This window comes from Rothia sp. HMSC064F07, assembly GCF_001837265.1.
Classification (GTDB): Bacteria; Actinomycetota; Actinomycetes; order Actinomycetales; family Micrococcaceae; genus Rothia; species Rothia mucilaginosa.
This window is the reverse complement of record NZ_KV831926.1, coordinates 961,713-985,792: the sequence shown is the minus strand read 5'-3', so window position 1 is coordinate 985,792 and position 24,080 is coordinate 961,713. Positions and strand designations below refer to the sequence as shown.

General features: G+C 58.6%; 20 protein-coding genes and 2 tRNA genes. 7 read left to right on the top strand and 15 right to left on the bottom strand.

The genetic code is table 11. The features are described 5' to 3' along the window. Positions 1-105 precede the first annotated feature (105 nt). The 5 genes from clpX to HMPREF2712_RS06420 form a co-directional block, all read right to left on the bottom strand. Positions 106-1,428 (bottom strand): ATP-dependent Clp protease ATP-binding subunit ClpX, encoded by a 1,323-nt coding sequence (gene clpX / locus HMPREF2712_RS06440; protein ID WP_210401019.1) that lies wholly within the window; start codon positions 1,426-1,428, stop codon positions 106-108. 508 nt (positions 1,429-1,936) lie between these two features. Then, complete coding sequence (locus HMPREF2712_RS06435) at positions 1,937-2,626, bottom strand: ATP-dependent Clp protease proteolytic subunit (protein WP_083323947.1); 690 nt, start codon at positions 2,624-2,626, stop codon at positions 1,937-1,939. 5 nt (positions 2,627-2,631) lie between these two features. Next, positions 2,632-3,285 (bottom strand): ATP-dependent Clp protease proteolytic subunit, encoded by a 654-nt coding sequence (locus tag HMPREF2712_RS06430; protein WP_070819539.1) that lies wholly within the window; start codon positions 3,283-3,285, stop codon positions 2,632-2,634. 319 nt (positions 3,286-3,604) lie between these two features. After that, entirely contained in the window at positions 3,605-4,906 is a 1,302-nt protein-coding gene (tig, locus tag HMPREF2712_RS06425) for a trigger factor (RefSeq protein WP_070819538.1), read from the bottom strand. 107 nt (positions 4,907-5,013) lie between these two features. Next, positions 5,014-5,088: transfer RNA gene (locus HMPREF2712_RS06420), tRNA-Pro, on the bottom strand. A 268-nt stretch (positions 5,089-5,356) separates the two neighbouring features. Between HMPREF2712_RS06420 and HMPREF2712_RS06415 the strand changes: the two genes are divergently transcribed. Continuing rightward, positions 5,357-5,430: transfer RNA gene (locus HMPREF2712_RS06415), tRNA-Gly, on the top strand. A 579-nt stretch (positions 5,431-6,009) separates the two neighbouring features. Here HMPREF2712_RS06415 and arsA read toward each other — a convergent pair. Together arsA and arsD are read right to left on the bottom strand one after the other, a co-directional pair. Continuing rightward, the gene (gene arsA / locus HMPREF2712_RS06410) at positions 6,010-7,782 is read right to left on the bottom strand and encodes an arsenical pump-driving ATPase (protein ID WP_070819537.1); all 1,773 of its coding nucleotides are present in this window, start codon (positions 7,780-7,782) and stop codon (positions 6,010-6,012) included. Next, complete coding sequence (arsD, locus tag HMPREF2712_RS06405; RefSeq protein ID WP_070819536.1) at positions 7,773-8,174, bottom strand: arsenite efflux transporter metallochaperone ArsD; 402 nt, start codon at positions 8,172-8,174, stop codon at positions 7,773-7,775. Before arsD ends, arsA begins: the two co-directional genes overlap by 10 nt. A gap of 92 nt (positions 8,175-8,266) precedes the next feature. Here arsD and HMPREF2712_RS09260 point away from each other — a divergent pair, with 92 nt between their 5' ends. Continuing rightward, complete coding sequence (locus HMPREF2712_RS09260; RefSeq protein ID WP_083323946.1) at positions 8,267-9,013, top strand: metalloregulator ArsR/SmtB family transcription factor; 747 nt, start codon at positions 8,267-8,269, stop codon at positions 9,011-9,013. 631 nt (positions 9,014-9,644) lie between these two features. Here the strand turns inward: HMPREF2712_RS09260 and HMPREF2712_RS06395 are convergent. The 3 genes from HMPREF2712_RS06395 to HMPREF2712_RS06385 all read right to left on the bottom strand — a co-directional run bounded on the left by HMPREF2712_RS06395 (position 9,645) and on the right by HMPREF2712_RS06385 (position 11,689). Further along, a complete protein-coding gene (locus HMPREF2712_RS06395) occupies positions 9,645-10,190 on the bottom strand; it encodes a cysteine hydrolase family protein (RefSeq protein WP_070819535.1) in 546 nt (181 codons plus the stop codon). 19 nt (positions 10,191-10,209) lie between these two features. After that, positions 10,210-11,094: an Fpg/Nei family DNA glycosylase gene (locus HMPREF2712_RS06390; RefSeq protein WP_070819534.1), complete on the bottom strand. Its 885-nt coding sequence runs from the start codon at positions 11,092-11,094 to the stop codon at positions 10,210-10,212. Between the two features lie 103 nt (positions 11,095-11,197). Then, entirely contained in the window at positions 11,198-11,689 is a 492-nt protein-coding gene (locus HMPREF2712_RS06385) for a ribose-5-phosphate isomerase (RefSeq protein WP_070605377.1), read from the bottom strand. 379 nt (positions 11,690-12,068) lie between these two features. Here HMPREF2712_RS06385 and pepN point away from each other — a divergent pair, with 379 nt between their 5' ends. Further along, complete coding sequence (gene pepN, locus HMPREF2712_RS06380; RefSeq protein ID WP_070819533.1) at positions 12,069-14,618, top strand: aminopeptidase N; 2,550 nt, start codon at positions 12,069-12,071, stop codon at positions 14,616-14,618. A 250-nt stretch (positions 14,619-14,868) separates the two neighbouring features. Then, positions 14,869-16,026 (top strand): SGNH/GDSL hydrolase family protein, encoded by a 1,158-nt coding sequence (locus tag HMPREF2712_RS06375; protein ID WP_246828685.1) that lies wholly within the window; start codon positions 14,869-14,871, stop codon positions 16,024-16,026. 143 nt (positions 16,027-16,169) lie between these two features. Here the strand turns inward: HMPREF2712_RS06375 and HMPREF2712_RS06370 are convergent, their stop codons facing one another. Then, positions 16,170-16,775, bottom strand: coding sequence for a phosphatase domain-containing protein (locus HMPREF2712_RS06370; protein ID WP_005508133.1), 606 nt, complete (start codon positions 16,773-16,775; stop codon positions 16,170-16,172). A 276-nt stretch (positions 16,776-17,051) separates the two neighbouring features. After that, a complete protein-coding gene (locus HMPREF2712_RS06365; protein ID WP_070819531.1) occupies positions 17,052-17,915 on the bottom strand; it encodes a DUF8185 domain-containing protein in 864 nt (287 codons plus the stop codon). Between the two features lie 205 nt (positions 17,916-18,120). Between HMPREF2712_RS06365 and HMPREF2712_RS06360 the strand changes: the two genes are divergently transcribed. Further along, on the top strand, positions 18,121-19,029 hold the full coding sequence (locus HMPREF2712_RS06360) for an acyl-CoA thioesterase (protein ID WP_070819530.1): 909 nt from the start codon (positions 18,121-18,123) through the stop codon (positions 19,027-19,029). A gap of 118 nt (positions 19,030-19,147) precedes the next feature. Here HMPREF2712_RS06360 and HMPREF2712_RS06355 read toward each other — a convergent pair whose 3' ends face one another. The 3 genes from HMPREF2712_RS06355 to HMPREF2712_RS06345 all read right to left on the bottom strand — a co-directional run bounded on the left by HMPREF2712_RS06355 (position 19,148) and on the right by HMPREF2712_RS06345 (position 22,320). Beyond that, on the bottom strand, positions 19,148-19,702 hold the full coding sequence (locus tag HMPREF2712_RS06355) for a DUF308 domain-containing protein (protein WP_246828684.1): 555 nt from the start codon (positions 19,700-19,702) through the stop codon (positions 19,148-19,150). Positions 19,703-19,956: 254 nt separating this feature from the next. Next, a complete protein-coding gene (ettA, locus tag HMPREF2712_RS06350; protein ID WP_005508129.1) occupies positions 19,957-21,636 on the bottom strand; it encodes an energy-dependent translational throttle protein EttA in 1,680 nt (559 codons plus the stop codon). A gap of 78 nt (positions 21,637-21,714) precedes the next feature. Next, positions 21,715-22,320 carry a CGNR zinc finger domain-containing protein gene (locus HMPREF2712_RS06345; protein WP_070615918.1) on the bottom strand — a complete coding sequence of 202 codons (606 nt, stop codon included), beginning with the start codon at positions 22,318-22,320 and terminating at the stop codon, positions 21,715-21,717. 90 nt (positions 22,321-22,410) lie between these two features. On the opposite strand from HMPREF2712_RS06345, the gene HMPREF2712_RS06340 reads away from it, so the two are divergent. Both HMPREF2712_RS06340 and HMPREF2712_RS06335 read left to right on the top strand, forming a co-directional pair. Next, positions 22,411-23,163 (top strand): MBL fold metallo-hydrolase, encoded by a 753-nt coding sequence (locus HMPREF2712_RS06340; RefSeq protein ID WP_070819528.1) that lies wholly within the window; start codon positions 22,411-22,413, stop codon positions 23,161-23,163. A gap of 111 nt (positions 23,164-23,274) precedes the next feature. Further along, positions 23,275-23,691: an MmcQ/YjbR family DNA-binding protein gene (locus HMPREF2712_RS06335; protein ID WP_070819527.1), complete on the top strand. Its 417-nt coding sequence runs from the start codon at positions 23,275-23,277 to the stop codon at positions 23,689-23,691. Positions 23,692-24,080: the final 389 nt, after the last annotated feature.

Sequence of the window (24,080 nt, the reverse complement as noted above, 5' to 3'; positions counted from 1 at the left end):
CATCAGGACACGCCAGCGAGAGCAGTACCTGCTAGTGAGCCGTCACCCCGTATAACCGGGGCGACGGCTTCTTTATTCCCTAGCCTATCGGCTGGAAGTATTCGGTTATGCCGCCTGACGGTCCGCTTCCTTCAGGGAGGCAGCCTTCGCCTCCCCCTTCACGGTGCGGGTGGTCTCGGTTTCGGGGTCGGGCGCCTGCAGCACGTAGCGGGGTTCCGTGCCGTTGAGCACGGTGTCCTCACCGATGACGATGGACACCACATCGGTGCGGTCCGGGATATCGAACATAATCGGCTGCAGAATCTGCTCCATCATGGAGCGCAGGCCGCGGGCGCCGGTGCCGCGTTCGGCGGCGAGGCGGGCAATAGCCGCGATCGCTGCGTCGTCGAGGACCAGGTCCACGCCGTCCAGGGCGAAGAGGTGGCGGTACTGCTTGAGCAGTGCGTTCTTCGGTTCGGTCAGCACGCGAGCCAGCTCTTCTTCGTTGAGCTCACTCAGGGTCGAGATGACCGGCAGGCGGCCAATCAGCTCGGGGATAATGCCGTAGTGCGCCAGGTCCTCGGGCATGATCTGGTCCAGCGGGTTCTTCACGGAGCCACCCAGTTCAGCACCGAAACCGATACCGCCGGCACCCACGCGGGCTGCGATGCGGTCGTCAATATTGTCGAAGGCGCCAGCCACGATGAAGAGAATGTTCGAGGTATCAATCTCAATATTCGCGTGTGCCGGGTGTTTGCGTCCGCCCTCCGGCGGTACGGTCGCCACGGTGCCCTCAATAATCTTCAGCAGCGCCTGCTGCACGCCCTCACCAGACACGTCACGGGTGATGGAGAGGTTCTCGCCGCCCTTGCGGGCAATCTTGTCGATCTCGTCAATGTAGATGATGCCGCGCTGAGCCTTAGCAATATCGCCGTCAGCGGCGTTGATGAGGCGCAGCAGAATGTTCTCCACGTCGTCACCCACGTAGCCCGCCTCGGTGAGGGTGGTTGCGTCGACCAGGGCGAAGGGTACATCCAGCTTCTTCGCCAGGGTTGCCGCCAGGTAGGTTTTACCGCAGCCGGTCGGGCCGAGCATCAGAATATTCGACTTGCCCAGCTCCACCTGCTCCCCCGCGGTCGCCGAAAGAATGCGGGAGGTCAGCACCGGGTTATCAATATCGTGGATGCGCTTGTAGTGGTTGTACACCGCCACCGCCAGGGTGCGCTTCGCCGCGTCCTGACCGATGACGTAGTCGTTGAGGTAGCTGTAAATTTCGCGCGGAGTAGCCAGCTGAGATGCAGGCGCCGCCGCGGAGGATTTCACCTTCAGACGCTCTTCAGCAAGGATCTCTTCGCACAGCTCCACGCATTCGTCGCAGATGGAAACATTCGGGCCGAGCACAATCTTGAAAACCTGCGCGCGAGTCTTCTTGCAGAAGGAGCATCGCATGCTGGCGTTGGGCTGTTCGGGAGGCACAATGATGTCTGTGGCCACGAAGATTCCCTTTCGATCGGCGTGGTGAAATCGGTGCAGAAGGGTCAGTGACCTGATATCTGCGGTGATTTCTCAGGAGGGGCACCGGTGGTGGGTGGGCGCCTTAGTTTGAGTGAGAAACCGGTATGAAATACTCGAATTTTCTCCTTCTCTAAGGCTACCGGAGTTCACCCCGGAACTCAGAATTACGCACCGCAAATGAACGGACTTACCGGGCATATGACAAAGCGCGTCTTTTATGACGGCGGCGAGGCTGATACTCCGGCATATGACGATAGGTATGTGACGCTAAAGCCCGGCAAGAAAGCGCAGGTCAACGCCACATATCAGCTTGGTTCGCCGCCCCCACCCGGCGGGCGCAAAAAGGGCGGCACCGCACCGCGCACCAGCCCGAAGGCTCGCACACGGAGCGATGCCGCCCCTCCCCCGAAAAACGCTCGGGAATATTCCTCAAAACTAAAGTTTAGGTGTGGGAAATAGCGGTGTTGGTCGCAGGCTTACGCAGCTTACGAGACTCCAGTACCTTATCGACCAGGCCGTACTCCAGGGCAGCAGCCGCAGTCAGAATGTTGTCGCGCTCAATGGCACGGTCAACTTCCTCGTAGGTCTTGCCCGAGTGCAGTGCCAGGGTCTGTGCAGTCCACTCACGCATACGCATAACCTCGTTCGCGTGAATCTCAATGTCAGATGCCTGACCGCCCTGCTGGCCGCTCAGTGCGGGCTGGTGAATCAGCACGCGAGCGTTCGGCAGTGCCAGACGCTTGCCGGGGGTACCGGCAGCCAGCAGAACCGCCGCAGCGGATGCCGCCTGGCCCAGGCACACGGTCTGAATCTCGGGGCGGATGAACTGCATGGTGTCGTAGATGGCGGTCATCGCGGTGAAGGAGCCGCCGGGCGAGTTAATGTACAGGGTGATGTCACGCTCGGGGTCCTGTGCCTCCAGAACCAGCAGCTGAGCCATGATGTCGTCAGCGGATGCGTCGTCCACCTGGGTGCCCAGGAAGATGATGCGGTCCTCGAACAGCTTTGCGTACGGGTCCTGACGCTTGTAACCGTAGGGGGTGCGCTCCTCGAAGCTGGGGAGCACGTAGCGGTTGCTCGGCATAGCCGGCGCCGAGGTGGTGATATCGTTCGGCAGGTAGTTCATGTGCATCTCCCTTATGCGTTCTTCGATTCGGGCAGCTTACCGGCGGTGGTGGCAATGTGGTCGAAGAAGCCGTATTCCAGGCCCTCTTCCGCGTTGAACCAGTTGTCGCGGTCGTTATCCTTCAGGATGGTCTCAAGGCTCTTGCCGGTGCGCTCAGCGGTGATCTCTGCCAGGCGCTTCTTCATGTCCAGAATCAGCTCAGCCTGGGTGCGGATATCCGATGCGGTACCGCCAATACCGCCGAGGGGCTGGTGCATGAGGATGCGGGCGTTCGGGGTTGCGTAGCGCTTGCCGATGGTGCCTGCGGTGAGCAGGAACTGACCCATGGATGCTGCCATACCGGTCACCACGGTCACCACGTCGTTCGGGATGAGCTGCATGGTGTCGTAGATAGCCATACCGGCGGTGACGGAGCCGCCGGGAGAGTTGATGTACAGGTAGATGTCTGCCTCGGGGTCTTCAGCCGAGAGCAGCAGCATCTGGGAGCAGATGAGGTTGGCGTTGGAGTCGCGCACCTCGGAGCCGAGCCAGATAATGCGCTCCTTCAGGAGGCTGTTGTAGACGTAATCTTCCTGGGCACCAACGATGGGGTTTGCCATAGACGGCGCGGGCGCCACGCCGGCTGCCTGGGAGGCGCCGATGGGCAGAGGCATGTAGCTGGACATTCTTCCTCTTCTTCTCTAATGGGTCTTCGCTGCATCTTTGCGCGATTTACGCGCCGGAGCGCACGCGAAAAGTTTCGTTGCTACTACCTTACCGATAGTTGCTCTCCCCCGCTTCCCTTCGGGTTGTTCGTTCGCCAGGGGGTGAAGCAGAGGCGAAAACCTCGGTACGGAATAACTTGAGGGCGGAATAGTTTGGGGGGAAAAGAGCCTCAGCGGGCACCCAACCGGTAATTCGGTGGATGCCCGCTGAGGCTACACGTTTCAAGCAATCAGCGCACGCCCTCTAGCGGGGTGGCTTTTTGCAGACCGTGGCGGGGATTTAGGCAGCTGCCTCTTCGCCCTCGCCCAGGTACTTGGACAGGTCAACAACGTTGCCCTTAGTGTCCTTGACCACTGCGGTCTTCAGCACTGCTGCCAGAGCCTTGGAGCGGCGAACCTCGCCGACCAGTGCGCCAGCCTGGCCGGAGCCGTCCAGCATCTGTGCGAACTGGTTGGGGTCCATACCGTACTGGGAGCTCATGGTGATGATGTAGTTGATCATCTCAGCCTGGTCGACGGTCACTTCTTCCTTGTCCGCAACAGCGTCGAGAACCATCTCGTTCTTGAATGCGGTCTCGGTGTTCTCGCGAACCTCGGTGCGGTGCTCCTCGGTGTCGTGGTCTGCTTCAGCGTTGGGGTTGTTGAAGTGCTGCTCGAGCTGGTCCTCGATAACCTTCTCGGGGACGGGGATCTCGACGAGCTCAACGAGCTTTGCGAGGACCTTGTCGCGTGCCTGGGTGCCCTGCTCGGCAACCTTAGCTTCTGCAACCTGCTTCTTGATGTCTTCCTTCAGCTCTTCGATGGTGTCGAACTCGGAAGCCAGCTGTGCGAACTCGTCGTCAGCTGCGGGCAGCTCGCGCTCCTTGACTGCGGAGAGCTTGACCTTGATGACTGCCTGCTCGCCTGCGTGCTCGCCGCCGGAGAGCTTGGTCTCGAAGGTTGCGTCCTCGCCAGCGGACAGGCCGGTCAGAGCCTCGTCGATGCCGTCGAGCATGGTGCCGGAACCGATCTGGTAGGACAGGTCGTTTGCTGCGTCTACCTGCTCGCCGTCGATCTCAGCTGCGATGTCGATGGTCACGAAGTCCTTGTCAGCTGCGGGGCGCTCAACGGTCTTCAGGGTGCCGAAGCGCTCACGCAGAGCGTCCAGTGCCTGCACCTCGTCCTCAGCGGTGACCTCTACCTCGTCAACCTCAACCTCGAGGCCCTCGTAGTTGGGCAGCTCGATTTCGGGGCGGACGGTGACGGTGATGGTCAGCTTGACGTCTGCCTCACGGTTCTCGGTGGAGGGCTGGGACTGAACATCCAGCTCGGGCTGTGCCAGGGGGGAGAGTTCGTTCTCGCCCAGTGCCTGTGCGTAGTAGTCGTTCAGAGCGTCGTTCAGGGATGCCTCGACGATGTAGTCGAAGCCCGCACGCTGCTCGATGAGCTGCTTGGGCAGCTTACCCTTGCGGAAGCCGGGAACGCTGATCTGACCCGAGAGGTTCTTGTAGGTGCGGTCCAGGTAGGGCTTGAATTCTGCGAAGGGAACCTCGACCTCAATCTTTGCGAGGGTCGGGTTGAGCTTCTCGACGGCGGTCTTCACGTCCGTGATCTCCTCATATAGTTTCGGTGCGGCACGAATCGTGTGTGCCGCGGTTGCTTAGTGGAAAGAGCGCCACGACCTTGTAGCGTCGCGGCAACCGTTTCACGTCGGGGCGACAGGATTCGAACCTGCGATCTCCTGCTCCCAAAGCAGGCGCGTTAGCCAAGCTACGCCACGCCCCGTGAAACCGACCGTGTTGCGCACTTGCGTGTTTAACACAGTCAGTGCCCTAGTTTACCTGTTTTCCCGCTAAATGCCCAACACAGCGGCTCGTGCGCGGTTTATTTCCACTGAGCGCGTACTCCCCTAATAAAGATGCGCAGACCGGCACAAAAAGAGGAGGCGAGCGCCCACAAGAACAGGCAAAGGCCACCACGCAAAACCGCGCCAACACGCCAAAGAGTTTGACAGCACAGATGGAACCTCGCTACTATGGTCAAGTTCCATTCCGGGGATGTAGCTTAATGGTAAAGCCTCAGTCTTCCAAACTGATTACGCGGGTTCGATTCCCGTCATCCCCTCCATGAAAAAGGCTCCGACGCAAGCGTCGGGGCCTTTTTATATTCCGGGGATTCCGGGAATCGCTTACGTCTAAAAGTTCCGAAAGCTTTCGAAACTTTTAGACTCCAGCCCGTCATCCCCTCCACCAGAACGTCACTCTGGATGCAAAGATTTCCGGGTTTCCCGGGAAGTATCCGGGGTGGCGTTTTCCGTGTTCTGCAGCGGTTTTTGATCTGTGGCGACTGATCGCTGATGCCCCTTGATGGACTCCTGGATACGGCTGATTAGGCCCTCGGAGAGTCCTCTCGGGGGCTTGCTCAGCAGGTTGAGGCGCGAAGCGTCAAAAAGTATGGGGCTAACGTCAATAGGTTTTCCAAAGCCATGCACCGATGCCGTATGTAGCGTGGGAAAGCGCAATCATCGGGCCGCTCGTGTTTTTCGACCTTGATACAGAATGTGCCACAGTCGTAGGATAGTCGGTCTCATCTTGTATAAATTGGCGTAGTGTTCAATGCAGATTTTGTTTAGCGCCTTTAGAACGATCAAGGTGGGGTGTCCAGGAGTTGAATTGCCCTGGACACCCCACCTTTGCTCTGATGCGGCTATACCACCGGGATTTCCCAGACAGGGGTGCGCATCTGGTCTGTGGCCAGATAACGCTCCACAGTGTTGCGCTGCGCTGTGGCTCGTTGTTTGAGGAATGTTGACTGTGACTGGTTCATTGGTAGGTACTGGTTGATGACCCAGGCTCGTGGCGTAATGCCAGCACGGGCGAGGTCATCAGCGAGTTCCTTGGCTTCCAAGATCGGAGTTGACTCGGGAAGCGTTACCAGGATTGGGAATGTCCGGTTCTGATCTCTCAGACGCATTAGAGCGGTCATGGTGCCATTACTCCCTTCATCTGCCCCGGATTGGCGCAGGAGCTCTCGGTGATAGGAACCCGTAGCGTCCAAAAGCAGCAGGGTGTGTCCGGTGGGAGCTGTATCGATGATGACCCAGCGGTGGTCGGCTTCTTCTAGGACAGCAGAGAACGCTCTGAAGACAGCAACTTCTTCCGTGCATGGGCTGGCAAGGTCCTCGACAAGCTGTGCTCGGCCATCAGAATCCAGTGTCGCACCCTTTGTGTTGAGCACTTCTCGACGGTACTCTTCCACAACCTTGTGAGGATCGATGCTGACCACATCGAGACCTGGATATTTCTGCGGAAGAGTCACATCCAGGTGCGAGGCCGGGTCAGTGGTCGCCAGAAGTACAGGCAACCCCTTGCTGGCGACAGATATGGCAAGAGCCTGCGCAACGGTCGTCTTACCTACTCCACCTTTACCCATAGCCAGAACGACTTTGGGGCCGCCTTCTACGATCTTTTCTGTTGCCTGAGACAGGGCAGGTTGCACCGCCTCGTTAACGTCGACAACTTCGGCGGAGGACAGTTCCTCAAGGCCGGCCACGCTCTCGTGGGACTGCGGGGCAACAGTGGTCAGTCCCTTGATTCCCATGACGGGTTCAGGGTTCATGGGAATCGTGAAGCATGCCAATCCACTGAGCACTGGATGGGTAGTTGCGAGTCCATTTAGGACACTCCGCTCGCCGAGCATAAGCCTACGGTGGAGCGGGTCATTGCCTGCTTCGGGTAAGAGTGCGTTGACAACCAGCGCCTGCGGATTAACCCCGAGTTCCGAGAGCTCGCTGGCTGCACGCTCAGCCTCCTGGAGACTGGAATCTTGAGCACGTGCCACAAGCACCAAAGTGGTCAGGGCAGGGTCCTTCAGTGTGTTGACCGCATCGTCATAGGTCTGGCGATGCTTATCGAGTCCCGACAACGGACCAAGGCAGGAAGCATCACCAGCTCCCTTCTTAATGAAAGACGACCAGTCACCCGGCAGTGCGAGCAGCCGCAACGTGTGGCCTGTGGGTGCGGTGTCGAAAACAATGTGATCGTAAACATCGACAATGTTCGGGGAAACGAGGAAATCAACAAACCTGTTGAATGAGGCGACCTCCACCGTGCATGAGCCAGAGAGCGTCTCCTCGGACTCGCGCAACACTTCGGGCGGCAGGAGATGACGAACTGGCGCAAGAATCGACTCGCGATACTTTTCTGCCTCCATGTTCGGGTCAATCTCGATCGCATCGAGCTCGACCTCCATCCCCATCTCCCTGGCAACAACGTCGCCTAGCGCAATAATTTCAGATCCGATAGGTTGCCCGAAAACCTGTGCAACATTTGATGCCGGATCCGTCGACACCAGCAAGACTTTGCGCCCTTGCGCAGCAAGCGAAAGGGCAGTAGCGCATGACACCGTCGTCTTACCAACCCCACCCTTGCCAGTGAACATCAGAAACTTTGTTGTTGGCGGCCACTGGCTCAACAGCATCCCGAAGCACCTCCACAACACGACGAGCCTGCCACTGGAAGCTCCGATCGGCCGTCACGTGCAACTTGAGAATCGGAGGTGCCTACAGAATCCCGACGCGCCCACGCACGCAATTGTGTCAGGGTGGGATACACGCCCTTAAGGACGATCTCGCCGTCAATCACCACCACGGGAAGAGAATCCGCCCCTTCAGACTCAAGCAACTCACGCACAACCGGAGTAGACGCAAAGTCCAACGGAGCACTGGCCAAATTGTGCCGCACCACGTCCAGCCCTTCCTTCCGCGCGGCACTCACAGCCGCCGCCGCATCAACGACTTCCTGATTAACGTCCTCTCCGCATACGCCCGACGAACAGCACATCGCCGGATCAAAGATCTCGATCTTGGTCATCTCTTACCTCCACATGTCATATCGATGATTATCGATATGACACATATTACACCTACATATCGAAATCTGTCAATATGTGACATGATGGAAGGGTGAACGATATTTACATGTGTGCTTACCCTGTGGGCGAGGTGACCTCGCCGTCAACGTCGCTTGAAGCTCGGGTGGAGCAGTTCAAGGCATTGGGTGATATCACCCGGCTACAGCTAGCTTTGATGGTTAAGCAGGCGGCACCGTCCCCAGTGTGTGCATGCAACTTCCCTGAAGCCTTTAGCATGAGTCAGTCGACGATTTCCCATCATTTAGGCAAGCTGGTCAAAGCAGGGGTTCTCGAAAGACAGAAGCGAGGGAAATGGGCGTACTTCACGCTCCATCCAAGCTTTGATCACAATCTTCTTGAAAACCTTGAGCCAAGAGTCGCCATGAATGTCAGCGATACAACCTCAGAAACCACAATCTTGTTCGTCTGCCGGCAAAATGCTGGGCGTTCCCAGATTGCCGCAGCGTTAGCTAAGCAACTTGCGCCAGAAGGTGTGACGATTCTGTCGGCAGGATCCGAGCCTGCTGATGCAGTTCATCCCGTCGTCGTTGAGGCTCTCGCCGAGATTGGCCTCCAACCCGATTCTCAGCCCAAACCACTAGACCCCGCACAGGTGAAAACGTCTGACTGGGTCGTCACCATGGGGTGTGGCGAAGTCTGTCCCTTCTTCCCAGGCGTCCATTATCAGGATTGGAAGATCGACGACCCCAGCGACCGTTCACTCGAAGAAGTCCGGGGCATCATTGACCAGATCAGAACACGCGTCCAGGAACTGCTTGACACAGTCTCCCAAGGGTAATCCCAATGAGCCTCTCTGGTTGCAAAGAGTTTTGGTGCAACTAGGAAGGTCGCCGGGACCATGTTTATTGCTCTCGCGCAGCTTCCGGAGCTCTAGCAACAGCTGCATTGAGCCAGCGAAAAGCTCCTGGCGAAGCCCCAATGTCGCTTCGACACTCCTTCATTAACAGTTCTGTTCCCTGCATTGCGTCGCCTAACAGCGGCAAAAGCTATAGGCCTTGCCGCCAACACTCAGCACCCCGCAATTACCCGTACACCCAAAGCCTCACAAGTCCTCGTCGACCAGGCCACCATTCACCCCGACGACGCTATCGCCATCAGGTTCAACAACGGAGCAACACACTGACTCAACAGGATCCTTTACCCAACGCACTCCCGTCATGTAGTTTCCCTGTCTTCCGGACGACGTGCACCCACGGGCTCAAACTGTGCACCCAGCACGGCTAGATACGCACCCACCGGGCCACCAACCGCACCCATCCCGAACTTTGTATCCATCGTGACCACCTTTGGTCCACTTCAAAGGCTCCGGCGCAAACGCCGGGGCCTTTTGCGTTCCGGGATGACGGGAATCGCTTCCGGGTGAAAATACATTCCCTCGCACGCTCGGAATCCGCACGCTCCAGCCTAACTTATATATACTTCTCAAGCACCTGCTGCGCCGAGACAATCGTGGCGAATTCATCGCGCAACGCCGCAATATTGTAGAGGTGCACCATCTCCGGGGAAAGAAAATCACCGGCACCATCAGAAAGAGCAAAGGTTACGCAGGCATCCTCAACAAGAGTCACCTGAAAACCATAATTTGCCGCCATCCGCACAGTGGTAGACACACAATGCGGCAACGTACAACCCATCACCGTGAGCCGATCAATCCCGCGTTCACGCAGATAGGCAAGCAGATTTGTACCAATAAATGCGCTATTCACATTTTTTGTAAATACCTTCTCCCCCACACGAGGCTCAAATCCGCTCTGGAACCTAATATTTTCCTCATCGTAAAAGAAGGAGCTCGAATCCGTTCCCCGATGCTGAATATGGATTATTTCGCGCCCTGAACAGCGGAAATCATCCATAATCTTCTGCATCTTCTCTTCCTCACCGTCATTATTTCTAGCCGGTAGCTGCGGATGCAGAAAACCCCTCTGAACATCCACCACCAATAGAGCCTCAGCCATTGTTCTTCTCCTCCTGTAGCTACTTCTGGCAGCCGGGGCACCAGTAGAGTTTGCGGCCGGCGATTTCTTCCATGCGGATGGTGGTTCCGCAGCGGCGGCAGGGCTCGCCGTGGTGCATGTACACGTAGTTGGCGTGGTCGGGCCACGCTTCGGTTTCGGGCACGCCGGGGCGGTCTTCGGGCTCGGTGGTGATGATGCGCCCCACGCGCACGCCGATGACCAGCAGGTGCTTATTGTCCTCCCAGAGTCGCTTCAGCTCCTCGTCGCTGAGGCTCTTGCCGGGGCGTAGCGGGTCAATTTCCTGGCGGTACAGCGATTCGGCGCGGAAGATATTGCCCACGCCGGAGATTGCCGCCTGGTCCATCAGAATCACGCCAATCGGGCGGGAGCTCTTGCGTGCGGCGCGGTAGAACTGTTCGGGGTCGGCGTCCGGGTTGAGCGGGTCGGGGCCGAGCTTGGAGCGGACGGTGCGCACCTCCTCCGGGGTGAGGGTGCGGCAGATAGTCGGGCCCACCAGGTCCGCCCAGCCGTGCTCGGAAACAATACGGCAACGCACCGTACTCTTCGGTTCGGGAGGACCGGCGTAGGGTTCCCCCTCCCCCGCGGCGTATTCTTTTTCGCCGATCTTGCGGGGCGCACCAATGCTCGAAGCCCCCGTGAACGTCTCGTCCCCGCCGAAGCTCCAGTTACCGTAAATACCCAGGTGCACGTTCAGGGTCAGGCCGTTCTCGAAGGTCACGAACAGGTGCTTACCGTGCGCGTACGCCCCGGTGATGGTGTGCCCGTCCAGCAGGGCGGCACCCTCAGCGTAGCGGCCCTGCGGGGAGGAAACCTGCACGCGCTCGCCGGTGAAGACGTCACTGATTTGGCGGGCGATACGGTGGATAGAGTGGCCTTCGGGCACGGGTTCTCCTCGAAAACTTGTCGGCTAGAAATAGTGCGGATTATATGGAGCGCAGAGACAACTGAGGCGCATAGCCTGCACTATGCGCCTCAGATTTTAGAGCTTAGGCAGCGTCAATCTGCTTGCCGGCAATGTCGCCGGTCTGCTCGTACTCAGCCAGCTGACCGATACGGCGTGCGTGACGCTCCTCGTTGGTCCAGGGGGTAGCCAGGAAGACCTTGATAATTTCCAGTGCTTCTTCCTTGCTGTGCTGGCGGCCGCCCACAGCTACAACCTGTGCGTTGTTGTGCTCGCGAGCCAGTGCCGCGGTGTCGTGGTTCCATGCCAGAGCCGCTCGGATACCCTCAACCTTGTTCGCAGCCATCTGCTCGCCGTTGCCGCTACCGCCCAGAACGATACCCAGGGAGTCCAGGCCAGCCTCGCGGTCACGCTTCACACCAAGGGCTGCGTTAATGCAGAACGAGGGGTAGTCGTCCAGCGGGTCGTAGTCGGCGGGGCCGTGGTCAATCATTTCGTAGCCCGCAGCGGTGAGGGACTCGATCAGGTAGTGGCTCAGTTCGAGGCCAGCGTGGTCGGTTGCGATGTGTACGCGCAAGGTACTCTCCTGGTGATTTTGTCTTGGTGTGACGTGCGTTTGTGCGTTCGTGGGAGGCGCCGGTTCTCAGTTCTGAGCGCCGTTGCTAGAGTGCGCCGCGCATCCATCAGGTGGGATACGCTTCCCCGTTTGGGTTTTTTCTGTCTTAACTGTATCGAATTCGCGCGGGTTCGGGTAATGCGGAGCCTTCTAGACCCCCACCTATACGGTAGACTGTGGGATATGGCACTTTTTGGTGTCCCGATTCGCCGCGCCCAAGTTTGAACGCCTCCAGCGCTACGTATGCAGCGTCGCAGGAGCCGCGCACCTCGGGAACCAGCGCACCATGACAGGGCGTGTCAACACGGCACGCTATTCACATCTAAGGAGAGGGAGCTGTATGCCCGGCCTGAACCTAACCCGCAATGAGGCAACCGAACGCGCATCCATTATTAAGCGCGTGCACTCGTACCGTATTGAACTCGACCTGCCGAAGGACAAAGACGTCTTCTCCTCGAAGGTTGAAATCCGCTTCGACGCTCAGGAAGGTGCCTCCACCTTCATTGACGCCATCACCTCCTCGGTCAAGTCCATTAACCTCAACGGCGAAGAGCTGAGCACCGACCTGGCGGACGGCGAGCGCATCCAGCTGCCGAACCTTGCTGCCGAGAACACCCTGGTCATTGACGCAGAGATGTTCTACACCAACACCGGTGAGGGTCTGCACCGTTTCGTGGACCCCGCCGACGGCGAAGTGTACCTGTACTCCCAGTTTGAGGTGCCGGACTCCCGCCGCGTGTTCCCCGTCTTTGAGCAGCCCGACCTGAAGGCTGAATTCGAGTTTATTGTGCGCGTTCCCTCGCACTGGGTGGTTGTGTCTAACCAGCCCGAGGTGAAGGTTGAGGAGAAGGAGTGCGGTTGCGGCCGTGCGAAGACCTGGTTCTTCAAGCCGACCCCGCGCATGTCTTCGTACATTACCGCGATTGTGGCTGGCCCCTACGAGAAGGTCACCAGCGAGCTGACCAACTCTGAGGGTCGTGTGATTCCGCTGGGCGTGTACGCTCGTAAGTCCCTCATGCCGTTCGTGGATGCTGAGGACATGTTTGAGCTGACCCGTCAGGGCTTCGAGTTCTACGAGGAGCAGTTCAAGACCCCGTACCCGTTCGAGAAGTACGATCAGCTGTTCGTGCCCGAGTTCAACGCCGGTGCGATGGAAAACGCTGGCTGCGTGACCTACCTGGAGACTTACGTCTTCCGCTCCAAGGTTGCGGAGGCTCTGCGTGAGCGCCGCGCTATCACCGTTCTGCACGAGCTGGCTCACATGTGGTTCGGCGACCTGGTCACCATGAAGTGGTGGAACGACCTGTGGCTGAACGAGTCTTTCGCTGAGTTCATGTCGACCCTGGCTGCTGCGGAGAACACCCGCTACGCGAAGGAGGCGTGGGCTACCTTCGCCGCGTCGGAGAAGACCTGGGCATACCGTCAGGATCAGCTGTCTTCGACTCACCCGATTGTGGCTGAGATTCGTGACCTTGCCGATGTTCAGGTGAACTTCGACGGCATTACGTACGCGAAGGGCGCTTCGGTGCTGCGTCAGATGGTGGCGTGGGTTGGCCAGGAGAACTTCATGGCTGCTCTGAAGGTGTACTTCGATAAGCACAGCTGGGGCAACACCGTTCTGGATGACCTGCTGGTTGAGCTGGAGCGCACCTCCGGCCGTGACGTGCGTGCGTGGAGCGCTAAGTGGCTTGAGACCGCTGGCGTGAACACTCTCGCCGTTGAGGTTGAGAATGATGAGGCGGGCAACATTTCGAACCTGGGCATCCGCCAGTCCTACGCTGAGGGCTTCGAGACCCTGCGCCCGCACCGTGCGGTAATTGGTTTCTACAACCTGGTGGACGGCAAGCTGACCCGCACCGACCGCATCGAGCTGGACATTGACGGCGAGCTGACCGTGGTTGAGGAGGCTATCGGCAAGAAGCGCCCCGACCTGCTGCTGCTGAACGATGAGGACCTGGCGTACGCTAAGATTCGCCTGGACGAGCGTTCCATCGAGACCGCTATCAAGCACCTGGGCGACATTGATTCGTCCGTGGCTCGCGGCGTGGTCTGGGGTTCGCTCTGGGATACTGTGCGTGACGCTCAGATGCCGGCACGTAAGTACGTTGACCTGGTGCTGAACAACATCGGTAAGGAGACCAACTCCACCGCTCTGCGCACCCAGATTAACAACCTGTCCGCTACCCTGCACTCCTTCGTGGCTCCTGAGGCTCGCGAGGAGACCCGCCACCGTGCCGCTGACCGTCTCTGGGAGCTGGCATGCGTTGCAGAGCCCGATTCGGATGCTCAGCTGCAGCTGCTGCAGGCGTTCATCAACCAGACCCGCACCGAGGAGCAGTACGACAACGTGCAGCGTCTCTTCGAGGGTGAGCTGACCCTTGAGAGCCTGGATATTGACGCTGACCTGCGTTGGAACCTGGTGTGCCGCCTGGCTACCGGTGGCCGTTTCTCCGCCGAGCAGATTGCTGCGGAGCTGGAGAACGACAACACCGCAAACGGTCAGCAGTACGCCGCTCAGGCATACGCGTCGATTCCGACTGCTGAGGCTAAGGCTGAGTACTGGAACAAGATCATGGTGACCGGCGAGCTGTCGAACATGATTCAGCGTTACGCTATTTCCGGTTTCAAGTCCGGCAAGCCCGAGCTGATTGCCCAGTACAATGAGCCGTACTTCGAGCAGATTGAGGGTATTTGGCGTTCGCGTTCGCACGAGATTTCCATGCAGATTATTGGTGGCATGTACCCGAGCGAGCCGACCGCTGAGCTGCTGGAGCGTACCGAGGCGTACCTGGCTTCTCTGCCTGAGGATGCTGCGGCTCTGTACCGTCAGATTGCGGAGGCACGCGACGGCGTGGCTCGTGCGCTGAAGGTTCAGGCGGCTGACATCTAACAATGCTTGTGAGCTGAGGCAGGTTCGCCACCTGCTCTCATAAGTTTTTATTCGTCCCCTTCTACCCCGAGATTCGGGGTGGGAGGGGACGTTTCTATATGGGGTTTATGCCGGTTCTATTTTGAGTTGTGCACCGGTTTGCGCACCGAGTCTAATTCTTGTCACTGCGGTGCATATTTTTTGTTATTTTCATTTGAATATCCCTCAAAAGCTCTCTACTTGGGGTTGCGCCTATCGTATACTGTTGTGCATGCCTTCTATCAAGTCTCCTATCGCGAAAGTTTCTCTGACCGGCACAATCCTTGCTGTGGTTGCTGCCGGTTCCTTTGGCGTGTACTCCGCAGGAGGCTTCATCGCGCCCGGTGGCACTGCCGCTACCGCTGCTGCGGGCGCCGAGCCTACCCAGTCGGCGCAGGAAAGCCCCAGCGAGTCCCCCTCCCCCGAGCCGACTCCGGAACCGACCACCCCGGCGCAGAAGATGGAACGCACCGCGAAGAACGCCTTCGGCAAGGAGGGTGCGCAGGCAACCGGTGAGATTCAGGCGCCGTTCCCCACCTCCGCTGATGCCGCCGACATGCTGGTTCAGCAGTTCAAGGGTGGCGTGGTCATGTACACCCCCAAGTACGGTCCGGTTGCGGTGGAATCCGGCGTCTACGAGCACTGGTGGAAGCAGCGCGGGTACAGCGACTTTGCCGGTTGGGAGGGTCTGCCGGTGAGCTGGCGATCCAAGAAGGGCGTTCTGTACACCAAGTTTGAGAAGGCTGAACTCTACTGGGATAAGGCGAACGGTCTGCCGCGTAACACCAATGTTCTTGGCGCTAAGGATGCCCTGGTGATTGGTGACTCGCAGGTGACCGCAACCTCCTGGGTTGGTTTGGGTCTGAAGCAGGCAGGTTTCGCCCCGTACCTGTTCCGTTGCGGCGGCATCGGTTTTGTGACTGCCCGCGAGGGTGTGTGCCCCTCCTACTATCAGGGTGTGATGGGTGGCCGTTGGGCTCTGCCGAGCGGTAACCCCGGCGTGATTTACCTGGATGCCTCCGGCAATGACATTTACATTCACGAGGATGAGACGAAGGCTCGCGAGCACGTGAACGCTCACCAGACTCAGGTCATTGAGCAGCTGCGACGTATGTACCCGTCGTCGAAGATTGTGTTCGGTGGTGTGGTGTCTATGGATGAGGCGTCTGCACCGGATAAGCAGGTGGCGCATAAGCGTCACGTGGCAAACGAGGTGGCAAGGCAGGGTGCCCGCGAGACCGGCGTGCTGTTCATGGACACCTCGGGCTGGCAGAGCCTCTACCTGGCTGAGGGTGACATGGCTGATGGCGTGCATCTGAAGGAGAAGGCGCACCATAAGCTGGCGGGCCCCTTTGCGACTCGTCTGCGTGAACTGCTCGGCACCGCGTAAACTAACTGTGTAATCAGCCGAGTACATCAGCTTCGATCAACGCATATAGCATTAGAATGAGGCGCCGGGAGGATTGAATCCTTCCGGCGCCTCATTCGTTTGAGTGGGTTACCCACCGCAGCTCTCAAGTTGGTGTGCGGGTTTTATGCCGCGACGTTTGCCTGGCGTTCCTTCGCCTCGGCCTTCTGGTGTGCGAGCACGCCCTCCGCAAGGCGACGCTTCTGACGCTCACGAGCGGCTTCCTTCTCACGCTGCTCGGCAGCCCAGGCGACCGGGTCGATGTCAATCGACTCGTAGTGCCATTCGCCAATGTAGTCGCGAATCGGGGCGACCCAGGTGACGGGAATGCCGCGGCGCAGGTACACCTCGTGGTCGGTGTCTTCAAAAGCGTGGATAATGCGGTTGCCGTCAGCAATCAGGGACTCAATGACGGAGTCCTTCCATGCGGGGCTGTTGGAGCCGTCGTTGCCGGGCTTAGCGAACACGTGCTTGGGTTCCAGACCTGCGCGGGCGATGAACTGGTTCAATTCCTTCATGTAGGTGCCATCGCGGCCGGTAATTACTACGACCTCTGCGCCGGTGTCTGCCGCGATTTCGCGAACACGGTCGGCAATTTCAACATTGACCGTGGCGTTGCGGATGGCCTTGAAGAATCGGCGGTTGCTTGCGAAGAAACCGGTCAGGTACTTGTCCATCTGATCTCGGTTGCTGGCAAGGGTACCGTCAATGTCGACTGCAATCAGATCCATATAGGTCTCACTTTCGATCCGTACGGGAAGAATGCGCCTGGTGAGGGCGCGGCGGAAGAGTTCCCGTGCGGTGTGGCTGGTAATCGGTGTGTCAAAGACGCCCCGGTGAAAGGGCGTAGTCTCTCTAGAATACCCTATTTTCGTAAAGTAATGCCCTATCGAATGTCATTATTACAACTACCCCGTTGATGTCATACGGCATAGAAAAACCGCTGGTGGCGCAGGCAAAGAGCCCACACCACCAGCGTAAAAAATCTAGAAATGTCTCGAGGAAAGTTAGAGTAGCGAACCGGAACCGCGGCGCACCAGCACCATACCGGCGGGCGCCACAATGCGCAGCCACTCCTCCGAACCTACATGCGCAGCGAAGAGCGGCAGATCGCCCGTGAAGCCTTCCGGGATGAAACCGAACACGCGCAGGGCGAATGCCGCGCCGGTCGGTACAAGCACAGTATCGAACTCAGGTAGGTACTCCAGCACCATATCGGAGGACCAAATACGCGAGCGCACCGTGGAAAGCACCGCGGCACCGGGGTTCTCGGGCAGGGCGCGTTCTACCGCCTCCAGGCCCTCTGCGGTGGCGCGGTGGAATTCTTCAACCGGGACGGTACCAACCTCGTACCAGCCGCTGAGCGGGGCAGACTTACCAGCCCAGCTAGCGTTGACGGTCACCGGCGGCATGAACAGCACCAGCTGCGGGTTCTCTTCGTTACCCTGTTCTTCTGCCTGCTTCTGCAGACGCGCCAGACGGTCCAGCAGCGCCTGCGCCTGAACGGTCATGTCCAGGGTGGAGTCAGCCAGCAGGTGCAGGGCGCGCAGACCCATAATGACCGGGGTGTTCGAGGAGGCGTCCTCCGGCTCCAGGGAGCAGGCGAATACCGCCACCACGCGGCCACGCGCAGTCAGGCGGATAGCGGCGTCCGGGTTCACCGCCAGAGCGCGAGAAATGTAGGTGGCAAGATCCTTGACCACTGCGGCACCCTGCGCGCCGCCGGGCAGAATCAGGTAGGGCTCCTCCACGCCTTCGTGGGGGTTGTACTTGAGCTCAATGGGTGCTGCCGCGTTCGATGCGCTGTTCTGGTCGGGAGCGTTCTCCTGCACGGGGGTATTGTCAGGGATAGTTTCAGACGGCGTAGTCATTTCTGCTCCTTTTCGGCGTTGGCCTGCTCGGTGGCAAGTTGGTGGGTGATATCTGCGATGGTGTGTTAGGCAGACGTTTCGGATCGACAATCCGGGTCATCGTTCCTAGTCAATGTTCCGAATCAACCTGTCGTGGTTGTCTCAGAGCATGCTCTCCCACTCTACGCCAGAAACTGGTTCATTGAAAACGTGCGAGAATAAAACCATGACCAAGCCCACTGTGACCCAAAACCTCATGCGGATGCTGGACCTCTCCCCCGTGGAAGCGGCACCCGCCTCCTTCGGTAGTGATGAAGTGTCTACCGGCGTGACGCTCACCCGTGAACAGCCGCGTACTTTCGGTGGTCAGGTTCTTGCCCAGTCGATTATTGCCGCCGACCGCACGGTGGAGGGCAAGGACATCCACTCGATTCACGCCTATTTTCTGCGTCCCGGCGATATTGAGCGTGAACTGTTCTTCGCCACTCAGCGTCTGAACGATAGCCGTTCCTTCTCGACCCGCCGCGTGCAGGTGTTCCAGGATGAGGCGCCCATGTTCTCGGCGATTATGTCTTTCCAGTCCGATAGCCGCGGCCCCGAGCACACCGCGGTGACCATGCCTGATGTCCCGGACCCCGAGTCCCTGCCGAAGGTCAGCGACTACCTGGGCGAGTTGCCGCATCCGATTGCGCAGGCGGTGGCGTGGGAGCGCCCGATTGATATGCGCCACGTGGATGCGCCCCTGTACACTCAGCCGGATTCCTCCTCGACGGAGCCGCGTGCCTGCGTGTGGTTCAAGACCTTTGACCGCCTGGTGCACGCTGATGGTTCCGAGGCTTCGGATGCGGAGCACCGCGCCGCAATCGCCTACGCTTCGGACTACCTGCCGCTGGAGCCTGCCCTGCGCCGTCACGGCAAGTTCTGGCTGGAGCCGGGTCTGAAGAGCGCCTCGCTGGATCACGCGATATGGTTCCACCGTTCGGCGCGCGCCGACGAGTGGTTGCTGTACGTGCTGGATTCCCCGAGCGCGCAGGGTGGCAGGATGCTCGCGCAGGGTTCAATTTTCAATCGTTCCGGTGAGCTGGTGGCGACCGTGGCGCAGGAAATGATGTTCCGCCTGCCCGAGTACCGATAGAGTTTCGGCGCAGCGACAGCTCAAAACGTTAGAGCATGCAGAAAGACCGTGTGAGGTGGTTGTCTCACACGGTCTTTCTTATGTTCTAGTGTACGGTCTAGAAGCCGTTTGGAAGCTCTTATTTGGCTTCGACGTCAATCACACCGTCCGGGGAAATGTGCACGGTGCGCTTGGTGCGGCGGGAAACGAAGAAGTCACCCACAAACACCAGACCAGCCAGCAGGAGCACCAGGGCAATCAGCCACACTGCCACCGCACCGAAGAACATCGGGAACAGCAGCACGAGCAAACCCAGGATCAGGGTACCGATAGCAGAGAACTGCAGGTGGCGTCCGGCGGCGAAGCTCAGGTATTTCAGGCCCTGAGCAGTCATCAGACGAATCAGTGCCCACGCAATCAGCCACACGCCCACAATAGTCGGAATGTACGTCGCCTGCGCACCAGCCGAAGCGCTCAGCAGAATCAGACCAACCACCACGGTCAGGATGCCGTTAACCAGGTCCCAGCCGGTACGTGCCGGCTTCAACGCGCCAAAGTAGCGGACCAGCTCAAACACGCCACCGAGCAGCACCGCGATGGAGAACACGAAACCCAGAACAGCCAGCGGGGTGGCGGGGTTGGCGAACATGTAGATTGCCGTTGCGACCAGCAGCAGACCGGTGGCTAAGGACATCCAGTTATATTTTGAAAGCATGACACTCTACCCTTCGTATCAAATGCGTTAGTTATACACGTCCATTAAACCGCGAATATGTACTCTGCTACGACGTACCGGTCACTACTGGGCGAACTATTTCTACCGGTGAACACGCGCACCTCCCCTCGCCAGCGCATACGGAATACAGCACATACGGCGTCCAGCGGGCACAGCAAAGCCCCGCCTCCTGCGCCGTAACAGCATCAGGAGGCGGGGCTCACCACCAAACCCTATCGGGTCAGCTTGCGGTGCACCACGCGGTGCGGCTTAGCAGCCTCAGGGCCGAGGCGCTCAATCTTGTTCTTCTCGTAGGACTCGAAGTTACCCTCGAACCAGTACCACTGATCCGGGTTCTCATCGGTGCCCTCCCACGCCAAGATGTGGGTTGCCACGCGGTCCAGGAACCAACGGTCGTGAGAGACGACTACTGCACAGCCGGGGAATTCCAGCAGCGCATTTTCCAGGGATGCGAGGGTCTCAACGTCCAGGTCGTTAGTGGGCTCATCGAGCAGCAGCAGGTTACCGCCCTGCTTGAGGGTCAGCGCCAGGTTCAGACGGTTACGCTCACCACCGGAGAGCACACCCGCCTTCTTCTGCTGATCCGGGCCCTTGAAGCCGAACGCGGAAACGTACGCACGCGAAGGCATTTCAACGTTGCCGACCTGGATGTAGTCCAGACCGTCAGAGACGACCTCCCAGAGGCTCTTCTCCGGGTCGATGTTCGCGCGGTTCTGGTCGACGTACGAGATCTTCACGGTCTCGCCGACCTTCAGCTCACCGCCGTCCAGGGGCTCCAGGCCAACGATGGTCTTGAACAGGGTGGACTTACCCACACCGTTAGGACCAATCACACCCACAATGCCGTTACGGGGCAGGGAGAAGGACAGACCGTTAATCAGGGAACGGCCGTCGAAGCCCTTCTGCAGGTTCTCAGCCTCAATAACGACGTTACCCAGGCGGGGTCCCGGAGGAATCTGAATCTCTTCGAAGTCAAGCTTGCGGGTCTTCTCAGCCTCCGCAGCCATCTCCTCGTAGCGTGCCAGACGAGCCTTCGACTTAGCCTGGCGACCCTTAGCGTTGGAGCGGACCCAGTCCAGTTCCTCGCTCAGGCGCTTAGCGAGCTTAGCGTCCTTCTTGCCCTGAACTTCGAGGCGGGAACGCTTCTTCTCCAGGTAGGTGGAGTAGTTACCCTCGTAGGGGTACAGGTTACCGCGGTCAACCTCGGCGATCCATTCTGCCACGTGGTCGAGGAAGTAACGGTCGTGGGTAATCGCGATGACGGCACCCTCGTAGGACTGCAGGTGCTGCTCCAGCCAGAGCACGGACTCTGCGTCCAGGTGGTTGGTGGGCTCGTCGAGCAACAGCAGGTCGGGCTTCTGCAGCAACAGCTTGCACAGTGCCACGCGGCGGCGCTCACCACCGGAGAGGTGGGTGACGGGCATGTCAGCGGGCGGGCAGCGCAGCGCCTCCATTGCCTGCTCCAGCTGGGAGTCCAGGTCCCATGCGTTAGCGGCGTCGATAGCCTCCTGCAGCTGACCCATTTCTTCCATGAGGGCGTCGAAGTCAGCATCGGGCTCAGCCATGAGGGCGGAGATTTCGTTGAAGCGGTCCAGCTTGGACTTGATTTCGCCCACGCCTTCTTCAACATTGCCCAGAACGGTCTTTTCTTCGTTCAGCGGCGGCTCCTGCATGAGGATACCCACGGTGTAGCCTGCGGTCAGGCGTGCCTCACCGTTGGAGGGCTGGTCGAGGCCAGCCATGATCTTCAGGATGGTCGACTTACCCGCACCGTTCGGGCCAACCATACCGATCTTGGCGCCGGGGAAGAACGACATCGTCACGTCGTTAAGGATGACCTTGTCGCCCACAGTCTTGCGGGCCTTGATCATCTGATAAATAAATTCAGCCATAGTTACCTATTTTAGCGTGATTCTGCGGCGCGCTGACGACTTAGTCAAATATTCCCCACCTTCAAGCATGCACGATTTTTAGTCACCTTCAGCCTGCGCGCGTTTACGTTCATAGGAGCGGGCGGCTCGGATGCGGTCACCACAACGCACGCTGCACCATCTACGTCGCGCATGGGTTCGTAACATGATGCGGTCGCAGTCGGGTGCTTCGCATTCAGAGAGTTTATCTGCTTCTTCGCCAGTCAGTAATGTGATGGCATCATAAGCGATGCGGGCGATGGCGTAATCCACCTCTTGGGTGAGGGGGTCTTCAATCCGCCGCGTGTACCGCCGGTTTTCTGCATCCCACGCTAGAGCGTTCATGGTGAGCGCTTCATGCGCTGTCTTATTAACGGCGTGAAGCGCACCCGGGTAGGGAGCGCGCTGCTCTAGGTACGCGTCAAACAGTTCTTTGATGACGTATCGAAAGCTGATGAATCTGCTGGCGCAATAGGCTTGTAGCTCATACGAGTTATTCACGATGTGGTGTTCGTGCGCCCATTCAGTGGCTGTTTCTGGGGTTCTGAGCAGATCGTATTGTTCGCCACCGGGTGTTGTATAGAGCGTATTTGCTAACGCTATGCAGGGGTGTTCTTGGCTTCCGGGTGCCGCAGGAAGGCGGGCGGTTCGGTGAGATTTTTCCATACTTCTCATGGTATCACTTGTATTTTTCCGTGAATATACCTATTGTTAATCACGGCAAAAATACATTTTATCCATGAGAGGAATACTTTTATGCCTGCAATTAACGTCATCACCGGCCCCACCGTCCTCATCGAATACGCGGGTTTGCGCTTCCTAACCGACCCCACCTTTGACGCACCTCAGGACTACGACTTGGGCATTACCGTTCTCAAGAAGACTGCCGGCGCACCCATCGCCCCTGAGTCAGTCCTCCCCATCGATGCAGTCCTGCTCTCGCACGACACCCACCCCGACAACCTTGACACCAGCGGTCGCGCCCTCCTCCCCAAGGTCGGTCACGTCATCACCACCGAAGACGGCGAAAAGAATCTTCAGGCAGAAGGCCTCACCAATGTCACCGGCCTGGCACCCTGGAATACCTTCATCGTGGCAAAGGGATCCACTGAAGTTACCGTCACCGCAATGCCTGCACTTCACGGCCCAAACATCCCCGAAATTCAGGAGAAGGCCGGTCCCGTTATTGGTTTCCTCCTGCAGGCTACAGGAGAACCGACCGTATACATTTCTGGCGACAACTCCGAACTTCACGTTGTAGAGGAAATTGCTCAGCGCATTGCTCCCGTTGATGACGCTATCCTTTTTGCGGGTGCTGCACACCCCATCGGACCCGAATTCGACATGACCATGACCGCCGAGAATACCGCAAAGGCGGCAAAGCTTCTGGGCGCCCAGCGGGTGTACATTGCTCACACTGATTCTTGGGGCCACCTGGGTGAAGACTTGCAGGATACGATTCAGGCCTTTACCCGCGAGGGAATTGACCACAAGCTCATGAATAAGTAGGGCACTAAAAAATCTGGGGTGTATGCGAACCATTGCATACACCCCAATTTTTGTATCAGCCCTTAGGTATCAACACCGTAGAGCCACCGACAACCGGATAGAATCGAACCCATGAGCACAAACCCCTCCCCCAAACTTCTGGCCTCCGAAGACCTCGAACATGCCGTTGACCGCCTCGCGCTCGCCATGCCGCTGGCGACGCGCGATCAGCCATTCGGGCCCGAGCACACGGTGTACCGGGTGGGCGGCAAGATCTTTGCCATGTACACGGAGGGCATCGGCTACCCCATCGTGAACCTCAAAACCGACCCGGAAGAATCCGAGGTGTTGCGGCGCATCTACCCGAGCATCATCCCGGCATGGCACATGAATAAGCGGCACTGGATTTCCATGGGCGCCGGCGAAGGCATAACCGAGCGGGTACTAGAAGAGCTGGTGGAGGATGCGTACCTGCGCGTCATGTACTCACTACCCAAGGCGAAGCGACCCATCGAGTTCCGCGAGCGCCCGGTACCCGAAAAGCACTAGACAGAGAAACATGACGAGCATAGAAGGAACGACTTACCAAAGGCAACGTTTAACAGCGGAGCGGGTGAGCACCGGTCCGGACCACCGGCTTGCTCACCCGCTTTGCAAAGCACTTTCCTATCCACGGTTAGGAGGGTCATCAACCACAATGAACGCTCGAACCACCAAGCTCCCATCCCATATATTGCGGGGTCCAGTACCATGCACCACATGCGTGAATACGTGATAGTTGAGTCGGCACCCTTGCCAGACCTTCCTATGCAGAGGATGGCTCACACGGGTGCACTGAATATTCCCTTGAGTGACTCAGCTACGTCATGCGATGCAGCTGAGAGGGGATCGCTGTCCCCGCCCGAACTACCGACTCGGGCGAAGCGTGCTCTCGGGAA